We start from the raw sequence: 26289 nt of genomic DNA, 5'->3' as shown, positions 1-26289 counted from the left end.
CGGTCAGACCAGGCCCCGGCGCGCGGCGTGGATGCCGGCCTGGAAGCGCGTGGTGGCGCCGAGGTCGTCCAGCAGGGCCGCCACCCGGCGGGTCAGGGTCCGCTGGGTCATGCCCAGCGAGCGCATGATCGCGGCGTCCTTCATCCCCGCCGCCAGCAGCGCGAGCACCTCCTTGTCGCGGTGGGTGCCGCGCAGGGCCGTGCCGATCGGCGTGGCGCGCTCCCACAGCAGGTCGAAGCAGGTGATCAGCGCGTCGAGCAGCGGCGAGCGGTGCACCAGGATGCGCACGCCGGTCTCGGACGCCTCGAAGCTCAGCGGGATCAGCGCCACCCGCCGGTCGGCAATCATCATCTTCATCCGCACGTCCGGCAGGGCACGGGCCTCCTCGCCCGCCTCGGTGTAGGCGGCGATCTCGGCCAGCCGCGCCGGGTTGTCCAGCGCGGGCACGTGGTAGATCGTGCGGTACGCGACGCCGCGCCGCAGCGCCTGCAACTCCGCGACGTTGTGCTCCGGCACGCCGCCCAGGTAGGGCGGGCAGTCGACCAGCCGCACCTCCTCGCGGGCGGAGAGCTGGAGCTGGGCGATGTGGTGCCGCACGGCGGGGCCGCCTTCGAGCAGCTCGACCAGGTCGCCGGGTTCGCCGCGCGGGGCGTCCTCGTACTGCGCGGCCAGGCGGTGGGTCGTCGCGCGCAGCCGGTCGAGCTGCTCGGCGCGGCGCAGCGCCAAGGCGTCCAGGGCGACCTGCGGTGGCGCGGGCACGTACCGGACGGGCCGGCCCGCGAGCTTGGTGACCAGCCCGGCCGCGATGAGGTTCGCGGCGGCGCGGGCCACCCGGCCGGCCGGCAGGTCGAGCGCCCCGGCCAGCTCGCCCGCGTCGGACCGGGGGCTGCGCAGCAGCCGGAGGTAGACCGCGCCCTCGGTCGCGCCCAGCCCGACCGGTTCCAGGAACCCGGCGTCGACGGTGTCCACGCGGCCCAGTCTAAGCGGCCACTTGTGGCCAGTGGCCGGCTGTGCCCTTCCCGGCGGTCCGCGCGCGGTCTACCTTGGACACCTCTTCCGCCTGCGGGTACCGACGGTGAACGGAAGACGATGGACAGAGAACTGCGACGGCTGCTGCGCACCGGCCCGTTCGAGGTGGCGCTCGACGCGGCCATCGAGGCTTCCGGGCTGACCCTGGACCGGTTGTGCGGCCGGCTGGCCGACGGCGGCGTCACGGTGAGCCGCACGGCGATCTCCTACTGGCGCAACGGTCGCAGCCGCCCCGAGCGCGCCGAGTCGCTGGCCGCGCTGAGCGGGCTGGAGCGGGTCCTCGGCCTGCCGCCGGCGTCCCTGGTCGTCCTGCTGGGAGCGCGCCGACCGCGCGGGCGACCGGCCGCCCGCCCGCCGGGCACGCTGTCGCGGCGCGCGCTGTGGCCGGCGTGCGGGCCGCTGCTGTCCGGGTTGGACGCGTCGGGCGACGGCCGGCTGGAGCTGCTCAGCGTCGGTGACGCGCTGGTCGTGGACGAGGAGACCGGCCGGCGCCGGCAGCGGACCCGGCTGGTGGCGCGCGCCACCGCCGACCGGGTCGACCGCCACCTGGTGTGCCACGAGGTGGACGACGCGGCGTTCCCGGCACCGGAGCTGGTCGGGGTCGCCCACGCCCGGCGCGGTCGGGTCCGGCGCGACCCGGCGAGCCGGTCGGTGGTCGTGGAGTTCCTGTTCGACCGGCCGCTCGACCGGGGCGAGCACACCGTGCTGGAGTACGAGATGCGCCTGCCGGACGGGCTGCCGCTGGACCACTTCTACCGGCGGTTCCCGCGCCCGGTGGGCCTCTACACCGTGCAGCTGAGGTTCGTGGGCGGCTCGCCGGGCCGCGTGCGCCGCTACGACCGACTGGGGCTGCGCGGCCCGGAGCGGCACGTCGAGGACCTGTGGCTGGGCGCGACCGGGGCCACCGCGCTGGTCAGCCCGTCGGTCCGGCCGGGCACCGTCGGCATCCGGTGGGAGTGGTGAAACACCGTAACTCTGTTTCGTCGCACACCCCCTGACCTGCGGCGACGCCGCGCTTCGGTGCGCGGTGCCGACCGGGAACAGATACCTTCACCCGCCGACCGCCCCCGGATTACCTTCCGCTTCCCACGCTCCGCGCCGAACACCGGTGCGGAGCCGGAAGAGGAGTGGATCCATGCCCTGCGAATCACGCTCGACGTCGGCGTTGGTGACCGTGCTGGCCGTGCTGGCCATGACGGCCCTCGCCGCACCCGCCTCGGCGGCCGAACCCGAGGGCGAGGTGCGCGTCGCGGCGAAGAACCCCGTGCCCGGCGTCTACCTCGTCTCGTTGAAGGACCGCGTCGGCAGCGCCGGCGCGGCGGGCAGCGCGGACTCCCTGACCCGCCGCTACGGCGGTACCGCGACCCACGTGCTCGACAAGGTCATGCGCGGCTTCGTGGCCGAGGGCCTCGACGAGCGGCAGGCCCGCCGCCTCGCCGCGCACCCCGACGTCGCCTCGGTGACCCAGTCCGGCACCGCGCGCGCCGCCGACGTCCAGGACAACCCACCGAACTGGGGCCTGGACCGCGTCGACCAGCGGGACCTGCCGCTGGACCGCAAGTACAGCTATCCCGGCAACGCCGGGGCGGGCGTCAACATCTACGTCGTGGACACCGGGATCCGGTTCGGCCACCAGGAGTTCGAGGGACGCGCCAAGTACGCCGCCGACTTCGTCGTGCCGCCCACCAACGGCAACGACTGCGACTCGGCCAAGCAGGGCCACGGCACGCACGTGGCGGGCATCGCCGGCGGCAAGACCCGTGGTGTGGCCAAGAAGGCGACGCTCTGGGCGGTGCGCATCCTCAACTGCCAGTCCAGCGGCAAGGACACCGACATCGTCGTCGCCGCCGAGTGGATCGCCAAGAACGCGGTCAAACCCGCCGTGGTGAACATGAGCGTGTACGCCGACGACCCGACGGTCGGCGTCGCCGCGATCAAGGGCGCGGTGGCCTCCGGCGTGCAGTGGTCGCTGATCACCGGCAACAACGGCGGCAACTCGTGCGACTACGGGCCGGGCAGCCGCGTCGAGACCGGCGTCCGGGTCGCCAACTCGACCAGCTCCGACCAGCGCGCCGGCGACTCCAACGACGGCCCGTGCACCGACCTGTTCGCGCCGGGCAGCAACATCGACTCGTCGGTCAACACCTCGGACACCTCCTACGGCCAGAAGTCCGGCACCTCCATGGCCGCCCCGCACGTGGCGGGCGCGATGGCGCTGCGGCTGGCCGAGCAGCCCTCGGCCACGCCGGCGGACCTGAAGAAGTGGGTCGTCGACAACGCCACCACCGGCAAGATGACCAACATCCGGTCGGGCACGCCGAACCGGCTGCTGCACGTGCCGAACGCGCCGCAGCCCGGCAACGACTTCGCGGTCACGGCCACGCCGTCGTCGGTCCGCACCGACCCCGGCACGGCGGTGTCCACCACCATCGGCACCACCGTCACGCGGGGGTCGGCGCAGACCGTGGCGCTGACGGCCACCGGCCTGCCCCAGGGCGTGACGGCGGCGTTCGAGCCGAACTCGGTCACGGCCGGCGACTCGGCCAGGCTCACGCTGACGGCGGCGGCCTCGGCGAGCCCCGGCACGTACCGCGTCGGCGTGACGGGCAAGGGCGCCGATGCCACCCGCAGCGCCGAGGTGACGCTCACCGTCACCGGGCAGGTGCCCGACGACTTCCGGCTCACCGCCGACCCGGCCGCCGGTTCGGTGCCGGCGGGCTCGTCGGTGTCGACCACGGTCGGCGCGAGCCCGGTGACCCGCTCCGAACCGGGTGCGAGCCCCGCCGTCATCGGCGGGACGCCCACCACCGTGGCGAAGTACCCGTTCATCATCTCGCAGCACCGCACCGGGGGAGCGCGCCCGCAGGAGCAGTCCTGCACGGGCTCGGTCGTGGCCAAGCGCGCGGTGCTGATCGCCGCGCACTGCAAGTTCTCCCAGGGCGACCCGAAGTACCTCGTCTACGGCCGCGACGACCTCGCGGACACCTCCGCCGGGACCCGGGTCGAGATCGAGGAGTACCGGGTGCACCCGGACTACGACCCCGCCGACGGGTGGCGCACCGGCCACGACGTCGCGGTGATCTTCACCAGGACCGACATCCCGGTCCCGCCCGGCACGGCCTACCCGGCCATCGCCCGCTCCGGCGACACCCTGCCGCTGGGCACCCGGGGCACCGCCATCGGCTACGGCAAGACCGACGCGCAGGACGCCCAGCGCAACACGAAGCTGCGCGAGGTCGTCCTGCCCACGGTGGAGGACCAGAACTGCAAGAGCATCAACTCGCAGTTCGACGCCCGGTACATGTTCTGCGACGGTTACGGCAACGGCAGCGCCGGGCTGTGCCAGGGCGACTCCGGCGGTCCGTACTACGCCAACGGCAAGATCTGGGGCGTGTTCTCGTGGCTGCGCACGGACTGCGCCGCCTACAACGCGCACGGCAAGCTGTGGGGCGTCATGGGCGACTGGGCCAACGAGCAGATCGGCGGCACCCCGCCGACCGGTGACATCGCGCTGTCCGCCACCGGCCTGCCCTCCGGTGCCACGGCCGCCTTCACCCCGTCCTCGATCGGTGCCGGGGGCAGTTCGACCCTGCGGATCGGCACGTCGGCGTCCACCCCGGCCGGCGAGTACCGCGTCACGATCAGCGGCACGCGCGGCACGGTCACCCGGCAGACCACCTACACCCTGACGGTGACCGGGGGCGGCACCACCAAGATCGCCCTGGCCGACCCCGGCACCCAGACCACCGCGAAGGGCAAGCCGGTGTCCCTGCGGATGACCGCGACCGGCGGCAGCGGCGGCTACCGCTTCACCGCGACCGGCCTGCCCGCCGGCCTCTCCGTCGACGCGGCGACGGGCGTGATCAGCGGCAGCCCGAGCACGTGGGCGAACTACCACCCGACGGTGACCGTGGTGGACAGCTCCGGCGCGAAGGCCGCCGTGTCGTTCTACTGGTTCGTGTTCCCCGCCTGACCGGGCACGTCCCGATCGGACGGCCGGCCCGTGACCACCCCGGTCACGGGCCGGTCCGGCGTCGGTCCCGGGCCGCCGGGCCGCCGGGCCGCCGGGCCGACGCGGCGACCGTCCTGTCCGGAGTCGAGGGGTGCTCGACTACCCCGGCGCGTGTTCACCTGGTGGTGGCCAAGTTCACCCGGTTGTCGGGGATGACGGGTTTGTCCCACGGTGCCAAGGTGATGTCTTGTCCACATCGGTGGGCGGGGCGCGGCGCCCCGCTCCGCGACCGAGTTCCACCGGCCTGGCCTTCGGGGGGCGGATGCGGTGCTGCCCGAGACGAAGCCCGGCCGACGGCCCGGGACCGACCTGCCGGCGGCGCTCGCCCGGATCGCCGACGAGCGCGACTGGACGGCGCTCGAAGCCCTGTGCGACCGGCACATCCTCGCCGTGGAGGGCGAACTGGCCGGTCGGCTCCTCGTCGTGCTCGGCCAGGTGCCGGATGAGGAGCTGCGCGCCCGCCCGCGCCTGATGCTGTCGTGGATCGGTGCCTACTACGCGACGAACGGGTCCGACGCCGGCGAGCTGAGGCCGCACCTGCGCCACTACGCCGAACTCGGCACCAGGTTGGCGGCGGGCATGGACGTCGGGCAGGAGACCTCGGCCGCGACCCTCGTCGCGGTCGGCACCGCCGCCATGGTCGGGCTGCGCCTGCGCGGCGCTGGTGCCGAGGCCGAGGAGCTGGGCGAGCGGCTCACCACCCGCGCGGCGCAGTTGTGCGCGCTGCCCGGCGGCGACGCGGAACCGCGCACCGGGTGGCTGGCCATGCAGCGCGGCCTGACCCGGTCGCTGATGGACGACTTCCCGGCGGCGGTGGAGCTGTCCCGCCAGGCGTACGAGCGCGCGACGGTCGAACCGGCGGCGGAGGCCACCGCGATCAACGCCGCCGCGCACCTGGCCATGATCTTCGCGCACCTCGGCCACGACGCACCCGCCCGCCAGTGGCTCGACCGGATGCGGCGCTTCGAGCCGCCCTCCGAGCGGGTCCGGCTGCTGCTCACCGTGGGCGGCACGATCGCCGAGGGCTGGGACGCGCTCGACCGCCACGACGGGCCCCGCCTCGCGGCGTGCCTGGAGGTCACCGGCGACGGCACCCGGCCGCTGGAGGTGTGGCCGTTCGTCGCGGCGCTGACCTCCGCGCACGGGGTGCACCTGGGCGACCCGGCGGCGGCGCTGGCCCACCTCGGCGCGCTCCCGCTCAGCCACGCACCCGCCCTGGTCGCGCAGGGCACGGCCGCCCGGGTGCTCCGCCGCGCCCACGTCGACCTGCTCATCGCCACCGGCCAGGCCACCCGCGCCCTGCGGGTGATCAGGGAGGCCGACCCGCACGGCACGTGGCTGGCGCTGCCCGCCGCCCGGCTCCGCCTGCTCAACGGCGAGTACGAGGCGGTCCGCGCGACGGCCGCGCGCACGTCCTGGCACGAGACCGCGTCCCGCCGCGACGTCCGGCAGGTGTTGCTGCTCAAGGCGGTCGCCGCGCTGCGCATGGGCGACCGGGACGAGGCCCGCCGGGCGCTGCTGCTCGTCCGCCGCGTGCGCGCGCCGGACGAGGTGTTGTCGCTGGCCTCCCTGCCGGCTGCCGACCGCGAGGAGGTCATCGGGCTCGGCGACCTGCCGCTGACCGAGGAGGCCGCCGACCGCCTGTCCCGCGCCCGGCCGGTGTTCCCCGACCGGGTGGAGCTGGTGGAGCTGACCACCCGGGAACAGGTGGTGCTGGCCGAACTGGACGCCGGTCTGACCCTCGGGGAGGTGGCGCGCAAGCTCGTCGTATCCGTCAACACGGTGCGCACACAGGTGAAAAGCGCTTACCGCAAACTCCACGCGTCCAACCGCGAGGGTGCACTCATGCGCGCCTACGAACTCGGCGTGCTCTAGCGCGCCGCGCACTTCGACCGCCGTTGCGGTGCGTCAGGCGAACAGCGCGGCGCCCAGCGGGTGGTCGCGGTCGAAACCGGGCAGGATCAGGAAGGTCGCGGTGGCGGTCGTGGTGGTGAACGGGAGCAGCGCGTCGCCGTTCTCCATCCGGGTGAGGGTGCTGGTGAACGTCCGGATGTCGTTCTGGAAGCTCATGAACAGCAGGCCGGGCGACGGTTCGTCGATGCTGTAGGAACGGCGCAGCATCAGGCCCACGCCGACCGCTGCGGAGTGCGCCCGGCGCAGGTGGGCGTCCGCAGGGATGAGGTAGCGGCCGTCCGGTGTCTTGGCGTTGAGGTCCGGGTCGGTGGCGACGGTGCCGCCGGACAGGGGTGCGCTCGTGTCCCGCCGCCGGCCGAAGACGGCCTCCTGGGCGGCCACGGGCAGCGCGGCGAACCGCGCCAGGTCCAGTTCCATGCGCCGGAGCACGGCGAGCGTGCCGCCGGCGACCGGGCCCGGTCCGGCCAGCCACAGGTCGCGTTCCTGCCGCTCCGCCGTGTGCGGGCCGACGACGCCGTCGACGAAGCCGAACACGTTGCGTGGCGCGGACACCTCCTGGTTCACCGGAACGGTCGAACCGCGACGACCGGACTGCCGCCACCGCTCGCGCACCCGGTCGCCGGCGCGGGCCAGCAGCGCGCCGGCCGCGACCGGCAGGACGACCGGGTCGCCGGCGCACAGCTGCACCAGCAGGTCGCCGCCCCGGGCCTGCGGCACGACCCGCTCGTGGGCGAACGCCGGGAGGTCCGCCGCGCCGGGCAGGGCGGGGTCGACCGCGCGGACCAGCCGGGGACCGACCCCGACCGTCACGGTGAGGTCGCCCGGCGGCAGGCCCAGCAGCCGCGCGTCCGCGCCGGCGGCGAGGTCGAGGACGGCCGCGCCGAGGTCGGCCAGCAGCGGGCCGACCGCCACCCCGTCGCCGACGTCGGCCACCACGACCAGCAGGTGCGGCTGGGCTTCGCGGGGCAGCGCCACCCCGGCCTGGTGCCGACCCGTGGGCGGCACGCCCGCCGCGCGCTGCTCCGGTCGGGTGACACCCGGTTCGCAGCCCGCGAGACCGGCGGCCAGCGCGGTGGCACCGGCGCCGAGGAAGGCGCGGCGCGACGGGTGGTCCTCGACTCGGCGCACGGGGTGGAGGGTGCCAGAACCGCCCTGCCCCAGGCGAATCCGCCGGCCGTGCCACACTGGCCCCATGCTTCGTCCCCGACTTGCCGCGGTCGTGGCGGTGCCGGCGCTCGTGCTCGCCGGCTGCGGCGACGGCGGGCCGGGTGCCGACGCGCGCCCGGCCGGCGTCCGACCGGCCGGTGCCGACGTGACGATCCGGGTGCCGGCCGACGCCCCGACCATCTCCGCCGGCGTGGCCCTCGCCGAGCCCGGCGACCTCGTGCTGGTGGCACCGGGCGTCTACCACGAGTCGGTGGAGGTCGACCGGCCCCGGGTCACGCTGCGCGGCGAGTCCCGCGACGGCGTCGTCATCGACGGCAGGTTGCGGCAGCCCAACGGGATCGTCGTCACCGCGCCCGGGGTTGCCGTGGAGAACCTGACCGTGCGGCACAACACGCAGAACGGCGTGCTGCTCACCGGTTCGGCGAAGGCGGCCTCCGGGACGCCGGGGGAGGGCGGCTACGACACGGGGGACGAGCCGGTCACCTTCCTCAAGTCGTTCGCGGTGTCGCACGTGACCGCCACCCGCAACGGGCTGTACGGCATCTACGCGTTCTCGGCTCAGGACGGGGTCATCGAGCACTCTTACGCGTCCGGGTCGGCCGACTCTGGCATCTACGTCGGCCAGTGCAAACCCTGCCGCATCGTGGTGCGCGACAACGTCGCCGAGCTGAACGCGGTCGGCTACGAGGGCACCAACGCCAGCGGTGACGTGTACGTGGTCGGCAACCGCCTGGTGGGCAACCGGGTCGGGCTCACCATAAGCTCCGACCACCAGGAGAAGCTGCTGCCGCAGCAGGACGCCGTGGTCGCCGGCAACCTGGTCGCGGCCAACCAGCAAGCTCCGACGCCCGAGCAGGCGGACGGCGGGTGGGGCGTCGGTATCGGCATCGACGGCGGCAGCGGCAACCAGGTCGTCCGCAACCGGATCACCGGCAACGCCACGGCGGGCCTGGTGCTCACCGCGACCGCCGACCTGCCGCCGAACGGCAACCGGATCGTGGAGAACTCGTTCGCGGGCAACGGTGTCGACGTCGGCTGGACCTTCCCGACCGCGACCCGGGGCCGGGACAACTGCCTGCGCGACAACGACCTCACCGCGACGGCGCCCGCGCAGCTCGCCACGGACGCCGCCTGCCCGATCGCCGACGAGTCCCCGTCCGGCACGTGGCCGAGCCCCCGACCACCGCGCGGCATCCCGTTCTCCGAGGTGGCCGGTCCCGCTGCACAGCCCGAGTTCCCGAACGCCACGACGGCTCGTGCCACGGCGGTTGCCGAGGTGCCGGTGCTGCCGGCCGTGGCGCAGGTCGTGCTGCCGCCGCTGTCGCTGCTGGCCGACCGCGCGGTGGTGCAGACGTCCTGATGGGACGGTGACCGCACATCAGCGGTGATCGTGCTGCCGCAGAACCGCCGATCGGCGGTTACCGCGTCGGAGCCACGCCGGGTGCGGGCCGGACCGGGACGTACGGTCGAGCGTCGAAGTCGAGGACGACCGGCTCCGGTTCGGAGGCCACGTCCGCCCGCACGCGGTGCGTGGTGCCGTCCGCGTCGACCCAGTAGCGGACGTTGCCGGCCGTGCCGGGCCTGCCCCGGGCGGCCGGTCCGCTCAGGACGTCGACCTGGCGGCCCCCGACCTCCTCCCGGCCGACCCACGCGGCCCCGTTCTGGGGCAGCAGTCCGGCGTTGTCCGGCCGGTCGCTGCCGAGGCCCAGCGCGATCGCCAGCGCGCTGTCCAGCGCGCTGCCGGCCGGCTGGAGCGGACGGCGGTGCCACCCCGTCCCGGGAGGGTCCGCCGGCGGCTCGGCCGGGGCGTCCGCCAGCGGGTGGACGAACACGGTGGTGGTGTTCCACTGCACCAGCCCGTCGCTGGACGTGTCGCGCCCGGTGCCGCGCACCACCGCGTAGCCGAGGCCGGCCCGGTAGTCCACGGACCCGGTCACGACCAGCCCGCCCCCGGTGGTCGGCACGGTGATCGTCAGCGCGCGCCCGCCGGCCTCGTAGTTGCGGTACCGGGTGATCGCCAGCCGGTTCGCCTCGTCCGACGTCAGCGCGCGCGGCCCGGCGGGCTCCTCACCCGGGCCGACGACCAGGAACGCCACCACCGCGACCGCCACGGCGCCGCAGGCGGCCACCACCAGGCGCGACCGGGACCACCGGAGGCGGTGCGGGACTCGTGTGTTCGGCACGCGGCCGGACCCTAACAGGACCCCCGTTTCACCCCCTGATTCACCCGACGACCCCGGCCACGCGCGAACGCCGTTCTGGTTTCCTGGTTCGGTTCACGACGACGTTCGGCGAGGGGATGGCGATGAGCCGGAGGCGCAGGAGCAGAACGGCCCGGGTGGGGCTGGCCGGTCTGCTGCTGGCGGGCAGCGCCGTCACCGGGCTGACCGCCGGGACCGCCGCGTCGGCGGCCGAGGACGGCACGCTGACGGTCCAGGTGCTGCGGGACTTCTTCGGCACCGGCGTGATCAACACGGCGATGGACGTGCCGCAGCGCGGGATGCGCGTCGACGTCTCCGACCGCGCCGGCCACCACGTCACGGGCGTCACGGACGCCACCGGGAAGGTCGTGGTGCCGCCGTCCCGGGAGCTGGTCGGCGGGCACTACCGCGTCGACGTCACCGTGCCCGCGCCCTACAGCGCCTACCTGCGCGCGGCGCCCGCCTCGACGGCGGAGAACCACTTCGACAGCTTCACGACGTTCGTGGACGTGTCGGCGGGCCGGGACGACTCGGTGATCACCGGGGTGTGGAACCCCGCGCACTACACCCTGCCGGACACCCGGTACTTCGTGCCGGTCCAGAACGGCGCCGCCGGGAGGGACACCCGCGCCCTGGTGGCGTTCGGCGTGGACACCCGGGGCACGTGCCCCGGCGACGTCGGGTGCCCGACCGCGCTCGCCACCCAGGCCCAGGTGGGCACGACGTTCGGCCTGGCCTACGACCGGCACCGGAAGCGGCTGTTCCAGAGCGCGTTCGCGCGGCGGCACGCCCTCTACGGCCCCGGCGGCGGGGACGCGATCTACGCCGTGCCGCTCGACGGCGGCGCACCGACCCCGTTCGCCACGGTGCCCGGCGCGTCGGTGACGCCGCACGACACCGCGAACACGATCAAGGACGCCGGGTTCACCCAGGCACCGGGCAAGGAGAGCATCGGCGGGCTGGCCCTGTCCGAGGACGGTGCCACGCTGCACGCCGTGAACCTGCTGACCCGCTCGCTGGTCAGCTTCGACGCCACGGCGGCCACGGCGGCGGCTCCCTCGGCGACGGTGCCGATCCCGGACCCGGGCTGCGCGGCTGCGTCCGACTGGCGGCCGTTCGCCGTTCACGCGCACGACGCCGCCCTGTACGTCGGCGGCGTGTGCAGCGCGGAGAGCACGCAGAACCGCGCGGACCTGAAAGCGGTCGTATACGCCTACGACGGCGCGAAGTTCACCGAGGTGCTCAGCCGGCCGCTCGACCACGAGCGCGGCGAGGTCCTGGCCGGTCGGTCCGCGCCCGGCCAGACCAACGGCTGGAACCCGTGGGAGACCGACCTGGCGACCTGGAACTCGCACGAGGTGGGCGGCAGCGGTGTGCTGATCGACCCGCAGCCGCAGGTGGCGAGCGTGGCGTTCACCCGCGACGGCTCGATGGTCCTCGGCTTCCGCGACCGGTTCATGGACGTGGTGGGCTGGGGCGCGCTGGACCCGAGGCCGGGTGACGACTCCACCGAGAACGGCTTCTCCGGCGGGGACATCAGCATGGCGTGCGCCGACCCGGCGGGCGGGTACACCTGGGAGGGCACCGGGACGTGCCCCGACCACGCGGGCGGGCTGAACGACGGCGGCCAGGCCGCGAGCGTGGTCGAGTACTTCCCCGGGGACTACTTCTCCCAGCAGGGCCCGGCGGGGCGCGCGGCGCACCAGGAGGCCGCGCAGGGGTCGGTGGCCTACATCCCGCAGCAGCAGTGGGTCGTGAGCACCCAGATGGACCCGACGGTCAACGTGGCGACCGGCGGCACGGGCTACTACGGCGTCACGAGCGGTGAGGGGCCGGGCCACAACCCCCGGGCCAACGCCTACGAGTTCGTCGCGTCGAACCAGAACGGGTTCGGCAAGGCCGGCGGGCTCGGGGCCATCGCGTACCAGGCGGCGAACGCGCCGATCCAGATCGGCAACCTGGTGTGGTTCGACGGCGACCGCAACGGTGTCCAGGACCCGGCGGACGTGCGGCTGCCCGGTGCGACGATCACCCTGCTGGACACCTCGGGCAAGCAGGTCGCCACGACGAAGACCGACGCGGCCGGCGAGTACTACTTCGGCGGAGTCGGTGCCGCGTACGAACTCACCCCCGGCGCGGACTACACGGTGCAGTTCGACGTCTGCACCGCGAACACCGACAAGGTGCCGAGCCGGCCCGCCGCCACCGACCTGCGGTTCACGCTCCCCGTGGTGGGCGACGACCGGGTGCACGACTCCAACGTCGTGCCACCCACCACCGGGCAGCTGTGCAGCGGTGTCGCGCCCGTCACGGCACCGGCCAACGCGGGGGAGGTCGACCACACGATCGACGCGGGCGTCCACATCCCGCAGCCGGACCCGACCACGACCCCGCCGGCGACGTCCGACCCGACCACGCCCCCGACGACCACGGCCCAGGCTTCGCCCGGACCCCGGGACCCGTTGGCGGACACGGGCGTCTCCGGCCTGCCGTGGGCGCTGCTGGCCGGCGGCCTGGCGGTCGTGGTGGGCGCGGTGCTCGCGTACCTGAGCCGCAAGCGCCGCGTGAAGCGGAACTGAGCGCGGGTCCGCAGTCGGGTGGTCCCGGACCACGTCGGGGTGCGCTATACAGGACCCGACGCGGGGAGGGCGCATGACGGACGGTTCGACGGGTGACCTCGTCGGTGGCGTGCTGGTGATCGCCTCGCTCCTCGTGGTGCTGGGCTGCGCGGCGTGGCGCTACCGGGACTGGCGGGCGCTCGCGGCCACCGCCGGGCCGCGCCGGCCGTTCGAGGCGGGGCTGGACTTCTACGAGCTGGCCACGCTCACCCGGCTCGGGTACTCGTCCGACGACGTCGTGCACGTCGCCCTGGCGCGGATGCACACCGAAGGCCGGCTCCGGGTCGTGTCGAAGAAGTACCGCGAGTACCGCTTCGAGGTCGTCGACCGGGTGCCGCGCGACGACGAGGAAGCCGCCGTGCTCGACCACCTCGAAGAGCACGGCGGTGTGCTCACGCGAGAGGGGGAGTGGGCGCTGGGGAAGGACCCGCGCGTGCGAGCCGTGCCGCACCGCCTGCTCGCCGACGGGCTCGTCGCCGGCGAGCCGCCTCCCGGCGTGACCGACCAGGACGCGATCGACGCGTGGTGGGTCCGGCGGCAGCGGCTGGTGGTCGTGGCGTCCGGCGTCCCGCCGGTGTTCTTCGGCCTCGGCGTGCCGGTCGCGGTGGTCTTCGGCTCGTGGTTGCCGCTGATCGTGCACGCGGTGCTCCTGGCGGTGGCGATCCCGGTGTCGCGGAACCGCTTCTACCCCAACGGCGCCACGCTGAGGTTCCGCCGCGCGATGGTCGACTCCGCCAGGAACCGCCCCCTGACGGGGAAGGAGGACCTGGTCCGCAAAGTAGCCCTGTTCGGCCTCGACCACCTGCCCGAGGACCACCCGCTCCGCCCCGCACCGGGCCCGCCGGCCCCACCCCGACCGGCCGAGCCGGAACCGGTCCGCCAACCACCGCCGGACTTCAACTTCGACTCACCGGGCCTGGGCGGGCTCTGAGTGCCCGTTTCCGGGCTTGGGCTGGTGGAGGGGTTTCGGTGCACACTGCCGCCGGGTGATCGTGGACGCGATCCTCTACGTGGTCGACAACGGCATCAAGTGGCGTGCCCTGCCCGTGGATTTCCCGCCCTGGCCTGCGGTCTACAAGCGTTTCACCCTCTGGGAGAGGGCCGGTGCCACACAACGGTTGCTCGACGGGTTGCGTGACCGGGCCCTGCTCTCGAATGGTCGGACGGCCGCGCCGTCGGCGGCGATCGTGCACTCGCAGTCGGTGCGCGCCGCCGCCACCGTCGGTTTCCTGTCGGCGGTACTGGTGCCCCGGCCTCGACGCAGGACCGGGTCGCCGCCCGGAGCCCCGCACCCCGCCGACCGGTGCCGGACGAACCGGTGTCCACGGGGGCCGGCCGCGTCGACGGGAATTGTCGGTGCCCGCCGGCACCATGGCGCGGTGGGGAACATCGAGGAGTTCGCTGAGACCGTCTCGGCCGCGTTGCCGGGGATCGCCGCGCTGGTGCCGACCGAACCCGCTGCCCGCCTGGGCCGGTGGGAGGCGGGCCGGGCGCGGCACGAGCACGGGTCGCGCGTGCGGTCGGCCGTCGAGGGGGTCGACGACGCACTGGCCGACCGGGTGCTCGGCGCGCTGGAACTGGCGCTCGAAAGGCTGACCGTGCACGTGCCGCCGGCGCTGGTGGCCGACGTGCCGCCGCCGGACGGGTACGGGTTCGTGATGGGGTGGGTGGGGGAGGGGGGAAGCGCTGTTAAACGCGCGGCGTCCACAGTGGAGCAGCTCCGGCCCGGAGCCTCCGACCAGGTGCTGGAGCTGGTGGAAGCACTGCGGGACAGGGCTTCGGTGCCCGACGCGACCGGTGACGAGGAGCAGATCGCGGCCCGGCACGGCGCGGCGCACCTCGCGCTCGCGGTGGTCGTGTCGGCGGCCGTGCTGCGCTCGCTCGGACCGCTGCCGGTGGCCGGGCCGGCGGCGGTCGTCGGCGTCGCGCTGGGCGCTGCCGTGCTGGTGCTGCCGCACGCGCCGAAACCGGCCGCCTACCCGGCGGCCGTGCTGGCCGAGCGGCGTGCCGAGTACCGGGTCCCGAGGCGCTCCTCGACGTCGGCTCCGGTGGTCGACCACCGGTTCCTGATCACCGAGGGCCGGGTGCCCGGCGAGGTCGACTTCTCCGGCAACGGTCTGGTGGCGGCGGTCGAGGGCGGCGTGGCGGTCCGCACCGGGCTCGCCGAGGGGCACGTGCGGGTGTCGGTCGCGGTGCTCGCCGGCCCGCCGGAGGAGGTGGACCCGGTGGGGTGGGACGAGGTCGCCGAGGTCGGCTGGGCCGCGCCGGAGGGCGGCGCGCGCGTGCAGGGGATGCCGGACGGGCCCACCAGCCCGTTCCTCCCGCGTTCGACGTGGTGGGAAGCGCCACCGTGGCCGGGGGAGTACCGGGTGCGCGTGCACGCATCCGGCCGCGACGAGCCGGACGGGCAGGACGAGTACTACCACCTCAACATCTGGCCGGCACCGGCCGCGCCGGGCGTCGTGCACCGGCGGACCGACCGGCTCGGCCACCGGCTGCGCGGCGAGCCCGAACCGCCGATCGTGGTCCCGCCGTACGCGGTGCACCGCTGGATCGGGGAGAGCCCGCTCCAGGTGGCCGCCACGGTCGCGGTCGTGCGCGGCCTCGCGCCGGAGGAGGTGCTCGGCGTGCTCGACGCCCGCCCGCGCGGAGCCGAGCCCGCCGGAGTGGGCTACCAGCCGTTGCAGGCCGTGCTGGAGGTGGACGGCCACGTGCTCGTGGTGGAGGAGAACAACTTCCGCGCGGCCGACCACGTGCGGCTGCCCGCGCTGTCCGGTGCGGGCCGCGCGGGGTGCCTGTACTGGAACGTCAACGGCAACTACCGGCTGATGCTCGCGGAAGGCGGTGAGCTGGTCTACCAGGGCGACCCCGTCTACGACGGGAGCCCGCCGCAGGCCGAGGGCATGGACTTCGCGGATCACCGGTACCGGCTCGCCATGGGGCTGACGGTCATCTCCCGCTTCGTCGGCAGGGGCTTCTCGGAGGCCGACCTGGGGCGGGTGCGCGAGGAGGGCACGCACTTCGACCTGCCGGGCTGACACCGCCCGACCCGGCGGCCGCGCGTCGCGGACCGATCCTGCCGTCCCCCCCCCCCCGGGAAAGTGTGCACTTTCGGGCAACGGTGGTGCTGCCAGACTCTCGTCTGCCGCCGCACGGCTCCCGAGAGGATTTCCATGGGGATCTTACGGAAGATCATCGTCGCGCTGGTCGCCGCCACGGCGGGGATCGCCACCACCGCCCAGGCCGCCGCCGAGACCCGGCCCCGGTTCACCAGGATCGACACCGACGCCGGCGGCGCCCCCGAGTCGGCGGGCGAGCGGACGTTCGTCGAGCTGTCCGGCAACGGCCGGTACGCGCTGTTCTCGGTGCGCAGCGACAGCAACATGGTGCCCGAACCGCACCGGACGGACCGCCCGCTCGGCACGTTCCTGGTGCGCAAGGACCTGCGGACCGGCGGCACCCTGCTGGTGAGCGTGAAGGAGGACGGCAGCCCGCTGCGGGCCGAGTGGCGCTACTCCGCGATCGGGTGGGACGGCACCACGTTCGCCTACGCCACCGGCATCAGCGGGCTGGACCCGGGCTACGAGGGCGGCGTGTTCCACCGCGACCTGGACACGGGCGTCCACCGCGTGGCGACCATGGAGGGGCGCTGGTACTTCGACGCCATCGACCTGTCGGCGGACGGGCGCTGGCTGACCTGGTCCGGGCTGGAGGAGGAGGGGCGCGACAACCGGATCTACCGCCACGACCTCACGTCCGGCGAGACGACCGTCCCGGTCCGGTGCGACGCCGCCGTCCCGTTCGGCGGCTGCTGGCGCTCGGACGGCCCGCTGGTGTCCGACGACGGCACGAAGCTGCTGTTCCGCTACCGGGCCAAGCCCGGCGACCCCCTGGTGCTGACGGTCCTCGACGCCGTCACCGGGACCCTGCACTCGCTGCCGGAGAGCGGCTCGTACACCCTCAGCGGCGACGGCGCGTGGATCTTCTCCGTGGTGCGCACGGGCGAATACCACTTCGAGCTCAAGAAGGTCTCCACCGCGCCCGGTGCCACCCCGGTGGTCCTGCGGACGTGGGCGGAGGACACGGCGACCTGGGCGGCGGGCGTGACGTCGGCCGACCGCACCGGCGACCTGGTCGGCCACTACTGGCTCAGCCGCGCCCAGGACACGTTCGCCGACTCCCGGGCGTTGGTCCACGACCGGCGGACCGGCCGGGAGATCACCCTGCCGGAACCGCGTCCGGGCACGGCGTTCATCATCTCGCCCACCATCAGCGGGGACGCGCGGGTGGCCGTGGTGGAGGAGCGGTGCCCGTGGGTCACCGAGTGCGGTCCGCTCGGCATCTACGCGATCCAGTTGCGGGGCCTGATCCCCGCGCGCGACTGACCTGGCGGCACGGCACCGGGTCGGCGCGGCGGACCGTGCCGACCCGGTGCCGCCCAGGGCTTCCGCGCGCCGGGTCCGCCACGGCTCAGGGGTTCCACGCCAGGCCGGCGAAGACCCGGTCGAAGCGTTGCACGGCCAGGTCCGCGCGGCGCACCACCCAGTGGACCGCCGCACCTTCCCGTCCCGGGATGTCGACGTACCAGTCGGCGAGCAACGCCCACTCGTCCTGCTCGTCGCCGGTCCCGGTCCACCGCGCGTCCGGCGGCGACGGGGGGACGGGGTCCGCTTCGAGGGACTCCTCCAGCGCGTACCCGCCCACCTGCAACGGGCCGTCCCCGGCGATCTCGCCGGACACCTCCAGCCACACGTCCCGCAGCCGCTCGGAGTGCGGGTGGCCGGGAAGCGGTGCCAGGTAAGGGGGTTCGGGGATCTCCACCCCGCCGTGGTAGGGCAGCGACCAGTTCACCGACGCCCGGAGGGGGCCTTCCGGGTACGCGGCGGTGATCCGGCGGTAGTCGGGGACCTCGCCGTGGAAGTAGGGGTTCCGGGCGCGTTCCTCGACGGCCGTCCCGGCGGGGACGTACGCGGCGGTGCCCCCCGAGCCGGCGTCGTCCGGGCCGGAGACGTCCGGGAACGCGAACAGCAGCAGGTGCCCGTCGGACGGCAGCGGCAGGTCCGTGGCGTCCGGGGGCAGGGCCGCGCAGTCGATCGTGGCGACGAGGGGGAACCACGGGTCCGGGGCGTCGGCGGGCAGCAGCGCGGGGCCACCGAACCGGGCGGCCACCGGACCGTCGCCGGTCGGTGCCAGTGTCGCGCACGGCCGGGCGGTGGCGATCCACCGCTCGACGTCGGGGAGGGGAATGCCTTGTCTGAGCGCTTCTTCGCGGAAGGGCGCGAACCCGTCCACCATCCCGGAGGTCGTGCCGGCACCCCAGGACGCCGGGTCGGCGCGGGTGGGAGCTGTCGCAGACCGGGGGAAGATCGGGCAACGACCGCTTCCCTTTCGGGCAACGTTCCTGTTGTGGACGGGGGAAAGCTGCCCGAACGGCTATCCCGGCTTCCCCTCCGGACCGGTCCCGCGCAGTGGGCTTCCGCTGTCCCACGGCGAAGTGGTGCGCTGGTGCGCACCGTGACCGGGGCTGCCGGCCGACCGGCCTGGCAGAACTCGTCCAGCGCAGCAAAGGGGGAAGACCATGGAGAACACGCAGGGGAGCGGCGGTCGGCGCGCGCGGGTCTGGGCCGTCGGGGTGGCGGCGGTGGCGATCACCGCGCTGGTGCCCGGGAGCGGGGCGGCGACGCAGACCCAGGCCGAGGCCGTCGCGCAGGAGGTGGTGCTGCCCGCGAGCGTCGACCTGGCCTGCGGTGAGCTGGAGGCGGACGGCCGCACGGTGTTCGGCTACGACTGCGACACCGAGCACTGGGGCGGACTGGCGTCCTTCACCCTCACCGGCGCGAACGGTCAGGCGTACCGGTGCCGCCAGGGGTGGGCGGAAGGCTCCCTGTGGGTGCGCGGCGACGACTGCCGCCGGAGCAGGTGACCGGTACCCCGGGGGTGGGCCGGCCGGGTGCTGCGCGCCCGGCCGGCCCGCGCGACCCGGCGGTCAGTTGATCTGCGTGCACCCCTCGCCGACGAGGTCCCGGACGTTGACGGGGCGGACCACTTCGCAGAAGAAGCTCCGGCGGGAGTCCCGCACGATCACGCCCTCCTCTTCCTCGCGCGGGTTGGGTCGGCAGGCGAAGCCGCGGATCATGCCGTCGTCCGGGCCGGCGACCCGCTGGCAGACGATCTCCGGGCCCGGGTCGGCGGTCCTGGCCGTGCCGGTGGACGCGCCGGCCGGCACGACCAGCACGGCGGTCGCCGCCGCCGCGATCGCCGCTGCGGCACCGGCCTGCCGGATCACGCGCGCGACCAGTCGGGACTTGTCCATGTGCACCACTCCTCCGTGACGGGCCCGGATGCGGACCCGGTGAGGCGCGAGGCACCGCCCCGCGCCGGGAACCCTCGGTCCCCGACCCACCACACCACCGCCGGAGCCCGTCCGCTCCGGACACCACACGTGCGAGTGGAAGTCCTCACCCCGCCGGGAATCCGGTGACCGGACGTCGGGGGCGCGGCCCCCGTCACCCGGCGCGGAAGCGCTGACCCGGTTGCCGCACAAGCAAACCAACCCTCCGGGTGGTCTCACCCGAGGGCCCCCTGACAGCGGGTGCCCGTCGACCGCCTCCGCGCCCGGCCGGCTACCGTCCCGGGTGGTCGGTGTTTGCGAGCGGCTCGCGTGGCGCCGTGCTCGGTCGCTCGTCCACCCGCCGGCGCAGGTAGCCGGTCGTCGTGGGGTGCCGGGCGAGCACCAGGGTGGTCGTCGTGATCGCGGCGACGGCCAGGGGGACGGCGACGATGACCGAGGAGGTGAGCGCCGGGGTGTCGGCGCTCGGCGCGGCGGCGGTCACGGCGTAGAGCAGGTGGACCGCGCACACCGGCAGTTCGAGGGCGGCCCCGGCCATTAGCGCGGCACGCCCGGCCCCGGTGGCGATCCGCGCCGCGCCGGCGACCAGCAGCACCGCTGCGGCGGCGTGACCGGCGACCAGCGGCCCGAACAGGGACCCGGCCCACCCCGTCGCCGGCACGACCAGCAGGAAGGGCGCCCCGCCCATCAGCGTGCCGAACCCGGTCACCGCACCGAGCACCGCGGCGCACGTCACCGCGACCGGCCGTGCGCCCGTCTCGTCCAGGAGCCTGTCCGACCACGCCATGGCACCCCTCCGGTCCCTGTATCGCCGGCACCGCTCCGGCCGTTGCAGGCCGAGATCGGCGACGCGGGTGGTCAGGGGATGCGGGTCGCGGTCTGGGTGGTGTTCTGCTGCCGCAGGCGCAGGACTCGTTCGCCGCCTTCGGTGTCGAGGGTGATCTCGCAGTCCAGCGCCGTGGTCCGGTAGCGGCCCGCCGGGAGCGGGTGCATGGGGAGCGGGGGCTGGCCGGGTGCGTGCAGGGTGATGGTCTGCCCGTCGGTGGCGATCTCCACGGTGTAGTCGTCCCGCAGGCGGTACGCGCCCGCGAGGTCGGCCGGGTCGGGGTGCGGCGGCCCGGCGGTCCCGCCGTGGTGGTGGTCGGCGGCGGCGAGCACGGCCCACAGCACCTCGTCGGCCAGCTCGTTGTTCGCCATCAGGGCCATGGTCGTCCCGGTCGCCGGCCAGGTGAACAGCCAGCAGCCGTAGCCCGCGTTGCCGCCGGTGTGCCCGAACCTCAGGCCGGTGTGCACCGAGGTGCCCAGGCCGAAGCCGCCCGGCACCTGGGGCGTGGTCATCTCCGTCGCCAGGCGGCAGGACAGCAACGCGGACCGCCCGGCCGCCGCGCGGGCGACCTCGACGCCCACCCGGCACAGGTCCGCCGGCGTCGTCCACAGCCCGGCACCGGCGAGTTCCGGCTGCACCCGCCACCCGCCGCGCAGCGGCGTGCCGTCCAGGTGGTGCCCCCGGGCCACGTCCTCGCGGCGGTGCGGGAAGTCCTGGTCGTAGCTGCTGTCCGCCATGCCGAGGGGGTCGAGCACGGACGACCGGAGGTGGTCGGCGAACCCCTGCCCGGTGACGTCCTCCACCAGTTGCTGGAGCACCGCGTAGTGGCTGCCCGAGTAGCGGAACCCGCTGCCCGGCAGCATGGCCGCGCGCACGGGCGGGCTCGTCGCGGGCCCTCGGCCGTGCAGCACGTCGGCTGTGGTCGGCACCGCCTCGCCCCGGCCGAAACCCCGGAACCAGTTGTAGGACAGCCCGGCCGTGTGCGCGAGCAGCTGGCGGACCGTGATCACCGGTCGCCACCCGTCGGACAGCGGCAGGTGCCACGAAACCAGGTACCGGTCGACGTCCCCGTCGAGGTCCAGGACGCCCTGGTCGACCAGTCGGAGCACGCCCAGTGCCGCCACGTGCTTGCTGATCGAGCAGGCTTGGAACAGCGTCCTCGGGCCCACCGCGCCGGGGACGTCGGCACCGGTCGTCCCGTAGGCGTGCTCCCAGGGCTCGGAGCCGTCCTGCCGCACGGCGATGCTCACGGCCGGCACGTCGTAGAGCCGCATCAGCTCCGCCAGACCGACTCGGTCCGGCGAGCGGCCGAGCCACCTCGACTGGCGGTCCAACCGCTCCAGTGCCGCAGGCCATTCCCCCGGTCGCATCGAAACCCCCTGGCATCCGCACGAGCCGTCAACCGTCCTTTGTGGATGGACGGCGCGCTCCATCCTACTTGTTGTCGATGCGCCCGACCGGGTCGTCGGCCGCCGCGAGTTCGGTCTGCACCTGCTCCCACCCGTCGCGGTCGATGCCCAGGGCGCTGCGGAGGTACGCCCGGCTCGCGCGGCGGATCAGCGCGACGCGCGTGGGGCTCTCGTCGGTGGTGTCGGCGGCGTCGTAGGCGTGGATGCCGCCGAGCAGGTGTTCGCCGCCGAACAGCGTGAGCAGGCTGCGGGCCCCGGGAGCCAGCCGGTACACGTCGGTGAACCAGTCGGGGCCACGGGTGGAGAGCGCCGACTGGTCGCGGTCGCCCGCCACGACCAGGGTCGGCGTCGCCAAGCCGGTGAAGTCCGGGCGCATGAAGGCGAAGTTCTCCCTGGCGAACGGCGTCAGGTCGTCGCCGAGGCCGGCGGTGGCGAGCAGCACCCCGGCCTTGACGCGCGGGTCGGCCAGGTCGGGGCCGGGCAGCCCGTCCGGGCCGACGACGCGCGCGCCGAGCAGCGCGCCGGCGGTCTGCCCGCCCCAGGAGTGGCCGGCGACGGCGATGCGCTCGCGGTCCACCCGCTCGCCGAGGCCGGGTACTGCGGCGAGGACGTGGTCCAGGTCGTCCAGCACCCGGACGACGTCGTGGACCCGGACGCGCCAGATGTCCGGGTGGCGGGGGTCGTCGGGTGTGACGCCGAGGGTGCGGGAGTCGAGGAAGGTGGGTTGGACGACGACGAAGCCGTTGCCCGCCCAGTAGTCGACCAGCGGGGCGTAGGACAGCATCGACTTGCCGAAGCCGTGCGCGAGGACGAGGACCGGGAGGTCGGTGCCGGAGACGGGTGCCGCCACGCGCACCTGGAGGTCGTCACCGCGTTCCGGGGCGGGCAGGACGACCGGTGTGACGCTGACGATCGGAGTGGTGAAGGCGGGCACGGCGGTGGGGGCGGGTGCGGGCATGTGCGGCTTCTCCCTGGGTCGCTCGGGGGCGCCACGTCGGCGCGGGAGTCGAGGGGGTTCGGGGTAGGCTCTCAAGCGGAGCGCTGTTCCGAATATACGGAGCAGTGTTCCGCTTTGGCAAGCCCGCCAGCAGGGAGAGGAGTGCCACGTGGGTGCGCAGAACCCGTCGCCCGGGAGTCCGACCAAGCGCGCGGACGCCCGTCGGAACGAGAAAGCGCTGCTCGACGCGGCGGCTTCGGTGTTCGTCACCCACGGGGTGGACGCGCCGGTGCGTCGGATCGCGACCGAGGCAGGCGTGGGCATGGGGACGATCTACCGGCACTTCCCCACGCGCGCAGACCTCGTCGTGGCCGTCTACCGGCACCAGGTCGACGCCTGCGCCGAAGCCGGGCCGGCCCTGCTCGCGACGGCGTCGTCACCGTTCGCGGCGCTGTGCCGGTGGGTGGACCTGTTCGTGGAGTTCCTGGTGACCAAGCACGGTCTCCCCGCCGCGATGCGCGACGACCCGGACGGCTTCGCGGCCCTGCACGCACTCTTCCTCGACCGCCTGGTGCCGGTCCTGGCCGACGTCCTCGCCGCCGCCCGCGACGCGGGGGAGGTGACCGCCGAGGTCACGGCCCACCAGCTCCTCCGCGCGGTCGGCGACATCTGCGCAGGTGCGGAACGGGTCGATCCCGACTACGACGCGCGCCTGACCGTCCGCCTGCTGCTCGACGGGTGCCGGTCGTAGGGCGTGGGAAGCGTCTGCGCCGCGACGGCCGGCCCACCCTGTCAGGACGGCCGCGATCGTCCGGCTGTACCGCCGGTTCCGTCCCGTTTGGTGGTGAATGGCGCCGGTTGCACCATCTGGGCGTACCAGTGGTCTAGACCTCGATCTAGCGTGGTCTGCACCAGTGACCGCCGTTGTCTGCGCGAGGAGAACGATGTCGATGAAGAGGTGGGGTGCCGCCGTGCTGGCGGGTGCCTTGTCCGTCGGGTTGGCGGTCGGCCAAGCGCCCGCCCAGGCCCATGACCACCACGGCGGCGGTGCCGTGCGCACCGTCGGGTACTACACCCAGTGGAGCGTCGCCGATCGCGGCATCCCGGTGCGCTACCTGGTCGAGAACGGCACGGCGGCGAAGCTCACGCACCTGAACTACGCCTTCGGCCTGCTCGACGAGAAGGGCGGCTGCGTCAGCTCCGACCCGTACGCCGACTACCAGCGGCCGTTCTCGGCGGAGCAGTCCGTCAGCGGCAAAGCCGACCGGCCCGGCCAGGCCCTCGCCGGCAACCTCAACCAGCTCAAGCAGCTCAAGCAGAAGTTCCCCAAGCTGCGCGTCTACATCTCGCTCGGCGGCTGGACCGGCTCGAAGTACTTCTCCAACGCCGCCCTCACCCCGCAGTCGCGCGCCGCGCACGTGAAGTCGTGCATCGACCTGTGGCTCAAGGGCAACCTGCCCGGTGCGCCCGCCGGCGCGGCCAAGGGCGTGTTCGACGGCATCGACCTCGACTGGGAGTGGCCCGCCACCGAGGGCAACGCCGGCAACGTCGTGCGCCCCGAGGACAAGCAGAACTTCACCCAGCTCCTGCGCGAGTACCGCTCGCAGCTCTCGAAGCAGGGCGCGAAGGACCGCCGGGGCTACGCCCTCACCGCGTTCCTGCCCGCCAACCGCGAGGCGATGGACCGGGGCTACGAGCTGGCCGAGGTCTACAAGCTGCTGGACTTCGCCACCGTGCAGGGCTACGACTACCACGGCACCTGGGAGAAGACCACCAACCAGCAGTCGGCGATCCGCGTGCCCGACGGCGACCCCACCACGCCCAAGGACAGCAGCGAGATCGTCGTCGACGCGCACATCCAGCGCGGCGCACCGCGTGACAAGATCACGCTCGGCGTGCCGTACTACGGTCGCGGCTGGACCGGCGTGACCAACCAGAACAACGGTCTGTTCCAGCAGTCCACCGGCGCGGCTCCCGGCTCCTACGAAGCGGGCTTCGAGGACTACCGCACCCTCAAAACCCTGCTGGCCGGCGGCAAGTACAAGCTCCACCGCGACAACAAGGCCGGCCACGCCTGGCTGTTCGACGGCACCACGTTCTGGACCTACGACGACCCGACCGAGCTGAAGCGGAAGGGCAAGTTCATCCGCGACCGCAAGCTCGGCGGCGCGATGATCTGGTCGCTGGACGGCGACACGCCGCAGGGCGAGCTGATCAAGGCCCTGGACGCCGGCCTGCGCCGGCGCTGAGCCGACCGGTGACCGTGGGGCGGGCGCGGCCCGCCCCACGGTCCGGTCAGCAGTCCAGCGCCACGACGGAGACCGTGGACGAGCCGGAGTTGGCGACCAGGACGTAGCGGTGGCCGGAGCCGGGCGCGGACCAGTGCGGGTCGACGCCCGCGGCGACCTCGCCCAGCACCTGGTTGGTGCGGGTGTCGAAGGTGCTCACCGAGTTGGAGCCGGAGTTCACCACGTACGCGATCCGGCCGCCGGCGGCGAGCGTGATGCCCGGGGCGTGCGGCCGACCGCGATGGTGGCGATCTCCGCGTGCCGGGCGGTGTCGACCACGGAGATCGTGTCGGAGTCCGAGTCCGCCACGTACGCGTGCCGGCCGCCGGGCGTGAACGCGATGCCGCGCGGGGCCTTGCCGACCGGGATGGTGTGGGTGACGGTCCGGGACCGGGTGCTGATCACGGTCACCGCGTTGGAGGCCGTGCTGCTGAACCAGACTTCGCCCCCGCCCGGTTCGAGGGCGCCCAGTCGCGGCGCGGTGCCGACCGGGATGGTCTTCACGACCGAGCGCGCGGCCGTGTCGATGACGCTGACCTCGTTGGAATCGCGGTTGGAGACGTAGGCGTGCTCGCCGTGGCGGTCGAACACGACCCCGTACGGGAACTTCCCGACCGGGATCCTGGCGACTTCGGTGCGGCGGCGCGGGTCGAGGACCGAGACGCTGTCCGAGCCGCCGTTGGCGACGTAGGCCGGCTCGTGGTCGGAGGTGAAGGCGACCATGCGCGAGTCGGGGCCGGTCGGGATCGTGCCCAGCACGACCGGCCGCCCCTTCGCGGCGCCGGCCGAGGCGGGCGGGCATCAGGTGGTGGGCTTCGACCGTGCCCCGGTCGAGGCCGAAGAAGGCGAAGTACTGGTAGAAGTAGGGCTTGTCCTCGAAGGCGGCGAACCCGCCGTGGCCGATCAGGAGCAGGGCGAGCCCGCCCCGCGCGGCCCAGTGCGAGATCACCACGGCGCGGTCGGGGACGACGTCCGGGGCGTCGGCGCGGGTGAACCAGCGGCGCAGCGACCACCCGCCGCCGCCGACCAGCACCAGCAGCGCCAGGGGCATCTCGTAGTTGCCGCCGCGCTCCAGGCATTCCCACCAGCCCTCGCCGACGGTCGGCCGCAGCAGGGCGGTGAACACGCCCCACACCGTGGCGTGCAGCAGCACGATCCGCAGAGGGAAGAACAGCACGACCAAGCCGACGGTGATGTCGACCGCCCCGTGACGTACATGAGGTAGTCGACCGCCGCGTCGGCGGAGATGCCGAACAGGTCGTAATAGGGCAGCCACGCCCGCGACCGGCTCAGGCCGGCCCAGCCGTGGCCGAGGTACTCGGTTGCTAAGGGAAAAAGGTCCAGCGGGTATTCCGAATCGTGCGGCGGTCTGCGTCCGCGAGGCGCGGGCGTGATTCGCACGCCATTCGGCAGGGGGTGTTCCGGCGGCCCGGCCGTGGGCGTGCCCCCGCCGGCCCCGGGCGACCCGGTGGTCCGCGAGGGCGCGTGCGGCGTGTGGAGTTCCGAGGGGGTCGGCTGCCTGGGGCCTCCCGGGGGTTG

General features: G+C 74.2%; 22 protein-coding genes and 1 pseudogene. 13 read left to right on the top strand and 10 right to left on the bottom strand.

Features of this window, described 5'->3' with window-relative positions; all coding sequences use genetic code 11:
• Positions 1-3: 3 nt before the first annotated feature.
• The gene (locus tag AB0I60_RS01515; RefSeq protein ID WP_360724990.1) at positions 4-969 is read right to left on the bottom strand and encodes a helix-turn-helix domain-containing protein; all 966 of its coding nucleotides are present in this window, start codon (positions 967-969) and stop codon (positions 4-6) included.
• Between the two features lie 120 nt (positions 970-1089).
• On the opposite strand from AB0I60_RS01515, the gene AB0I60_RS01510 reads away from it, so the two are divergent.
• The 3 genes from AB0I60_RS01510 to AB0I60_RS01500 all read left to right on the top strand — a co-directional run bounded on the left by AB0I60_RS01510 (position 1090) and on the right by AB0I60_RS01500 (position 6916).
• Complete coding sequence (locus tag AB0I60_RS01510) at positions 1090-1992, top strand: XRE family transcriptional regulator (protein ID WP_360724988.1); 903 nt, start codon at positions 1090-1092, stop codon at positions 1990-1992.
• Between the two features lie 172 nt (positions 1993-2164).
• The gene (locus AB0I60_RS01505; protein WP_360724986.1) at positions 2165-5002 is read left to right on the top strand and encodes a S8 family serine peptidase; all 2838 of its coding nucleotides are present in this window, start codon (positions 2165-2167) and stop codon (positions 5000-5002) included.
• A 306-nt stretch (positions 5003-5308) separates the two neighbouring features.
• Positions 5309-6916 (top strand): LuxR C-terminal-related transcriptional regulator, encoded by a 1608-nt coding sequence (locus AB0I60_RS01500; protein WP_360724984.1) that lies wholly within the window; start codon positions 5309-5311, stop codon positions 6914-6916.
• A 33-nt stretch (positions 6917-6949) separates the two neighbouring features.
• On the opposite strand, the gene AB0I60_RS01495 is transcribed toward AB0I60_RS01500, so the two are convergent.
• Positions 6950-8083: a Dyp-type peroxidase gene (locus AB0I60_RS01495; protein ID WP_360724982.1), complete on the bottom strand. Its 1134-nt coding sequence runs from the start codon at positions 8081-8083 to the stop codon at positions 6950-6952.
• A gap of 64 nt (positions 8084-8147) precedes the next feature.
• Here AB0I60_RS01495 and AB0I60_RS01490 point away from each other — a divergent pair, with 64 nt between their 5' ends.
• Entirely contained in the window at positions 8148-9482 is a 1335-nt protein-coding gene (locus AB0I60_RS01490; RefSeq protein ID WP_360724980.1) for a right-handed parallel beta-helix repeat-containing protein, read from the top strand.
• Between the two features lie 58 nt (positions 9483-9540).
• On the opposite strand, the gene AB0I60_RS01485 is transcribed toward AB0I60_RS01490, so the two are convergent.
• A complete protein-coding gene (locus tag AB0I60_RS01485; RefSeq protein WP_360724978.1) occupies positions 9541-10305 on the bottom strand; it encodes a hypothetical protein in 765 nt (254 codons plus the stop codon).
• Positions 10306-10427: 122 nt separating this feature from the next.
• On the opposite strand from AB0I60_RS01485, the gene AB0I60_RS01480 reads away from it, so the two are divergent.
• The 5 genes and pseudogenes from AB0I60_RS01480 (at position 10428) to AB0I60_RS01460 (ending at position 17326) form a co-directional block, all read left to right on the top strand.
• On the top strand, positions 10428-12902 hold the full coding sequence (locus AB0I60_RS01480; RefSeq protein WP_360724976.1) for an SdrD B-like domain-containing protein: 2475 nt from the start codon (positions 10428-10430) through the stop codon (positions 12900-12902).
• Positions 12903-12975: 73 nt separating this feature from the next.
• Positions 12976-13872 (top strand): hypothetical protein, encoded by an 897-nt coding sequence (locus AB0I60_RS01475; RefSeq protein ID WP_360724974.1) that lies wholly within the window; start codon positions 12976-12978, stop codon positions 13870-13872.
• Between the two features lie 16 nt (positions 13873-13888).
• Positions 13889-14050 (top strand): annotated as a pseudogene (locus AB0I60_RS01470) (transposase); the annotation flags it as partial.
• A gap of 270 nt (positions 14051-14320) precedes the next feature.
• Positions 14321-15979, top strand: coding sequence for a hypothetical protein (locus tag AB0I60_RS01465; RefSeq protein WP_360725761.1), 1659 nt, complete (start codon positions 14321-14323; stop codon positions 15977-15979).
• A 135-nt stretch (positions 15980-16114) separates the two neighbouring features.
• Entirely contained in the window at positions 16115-17326 is a 1212-nt protein-coding gene (locus tag AB0I60_RS01460; protein ID WP_360724972.1) for a hypothetical protein, read from the top strand.
• Positions 17327-17411: 85 nt separating this feature from the next.
• Here the strand turns inward: AB0I60_RS01460 and AB0I60_RS01455 are convergent, their stop codons facing one another.
• Positions 17412-18236, bottom strand: a complete 825-nt coding sequence (locus tag AB0I60_RS01455; RefSeq protein WP_360724970.1) for a hypothetical protein — start codon at positions 18234-18236, stop codon at positions 17412-17414.
• Positions 18237-18519: 283 nt separating this feature from the next.
• Here AB0I60_RS01455 and AB0I60_RS01450 point away from each other — a divergent pair, with 283 nt between their 5' ends.
• Entirely contained in the window at positions 18520-18864 is a 345-nt protein-coding gene (locus AB0I60_RS01450) for a hypothetical protein (RefSeq protein WP_360724968.1), read from the top strand.
• A gap of 63 nt (positions 18865-18927) precedes the next feature.
• On the opposite strand, the gene AB0I60_RS01445 is transcribed toward AB0I60_RS01450, so the two are convergent.
• From AB0I60_RS01445 to AB0I60_RS01430, 4 genes are all read right to left on the bottom strand, one after another.
• Positions 18928-19254, bottom strand: a complete 327-nt coding sequence (locus AB0I60_RS01445; RefSeq protein ID WP_360724965.1) for a hypothetical protein — start codon at positions 19252-19254, stop codon at positions 18928-18930.
• A gap of 310 nt (positions 19255-19564) precedes the next feature.
• Positions 19565-20077 (bottom strand): hypothetical protein, encoded by a 513-nt coding sequence (locus AB0I60_RS01440; protein ID WP_360724963.1) that lies wholly within the window; start codon positions 20075-20077, stop codon positions 19565-19567.
• Positions 20078-20148: 71 nt separating this feature from the next.
• Positions 20149-21486 carry a serine hydrolase domain-containing protein gene (locus AB0I60_RS01435; protein WP_360724961.1) on the bottom strand — a complete coding sequence of 446 codons (1338 nt, stop codon included), beginning with the start codon at positions 21484-21486 and terminating at the stop codon, positions 20149-20151.
• A gap of 64 nt (positions 21487-21550) precedes the next feature.
• Positions 21551-22483, bottom strand: a complete 933-nt coding sequence (locus AB0I60_RS01430; RefSeq protein WP_360724959.1) for an alpha/beta hydrolase — start codon at positions 22481-22483, stop codon at positions 21551-21553.
• A gap of 148 nt (positions 22484-22631) precedes the next feature.
• Here AB0I60_RS01430 and AB0I60_RS01425 point away from each other — a divergent pair, with 148 nt between their 5' ends.
• Entirely contained in the window at positions 22632-23213 is a 582-nt protein-coding gene (locus AB0I60_RS01425) for a helix-turn-helix domain-containing protein (protein ID WP_360724957.1), read from the top strand.
• 193 nt (positions 23214-23406) lie between these two features.
• Positions 23407-24711 (top strand): glycoside hydrolase family 18 protein, encoded by a 1305-nt coding sequence (locus AB0I60_RS01420; RefSeq protein WP_360724955.1) that lies wholly within the window; start codon positions 23407-23409, stop codon positions 24709-24711.
• A gap of 46 nt (positions 24712-24757) precedes the next feature.
• Here the strand turns inward: AB0I60_RS01420 and AB0I60_RS01415 are convergent, their stop codons facing one another.
• Entirely contained in the window at positions 24758-24910 is a 153-nt protein-coding gene (locus tag AB0I60_RS01415; RefSeq protein ID WP_360724953.1) for a hypothetical protein, read from the bottom strand.
• A 17-nt stretch (positions 24911-24927) separates the two neighbouring features.
• Entirely contained in the window at positions 24928-25509 is a 582-nt protein-coding gene (locus AB0I60_RS01410; RefSeq protein ID WP_360724950.1) for a hypothetical protein, read from the bottom strand.
• Between AB0I60_RS01410 and AB0I60_RS01405 the strand changes: the two genes are divergently transcribed.
• On the top strand, positions 25499-25975 hold the full coding sequence (locus tag AB0I60_RS01405) for a hypothetical protein (RefSeq protein ID WP_360724948.1): 477 nt from the start codon (positions 25499-25501) through the stop codon (positions 25973-25975). The genes AB0I60_RS01410 and AB0I60_RS01405 overlap by 11 nt on opposite strands.
• Positions 25976-26289 lie beyond the last annotated feature (314 nt).

Origin of the sequence: Actinosynnema sp. NPDC050436, from assembly GCF_040655415.1 — a bacterium.
Taxonomy (GTDB): domain Bacteria; phylum Actinomycetota; class Actinomycetes; order Mycobacteriales; family Pseudonocardiaceae; genus Actinosynnema.
This window is presented reverse-complemented; position numbering and strand designations above follow the sequence as displayed.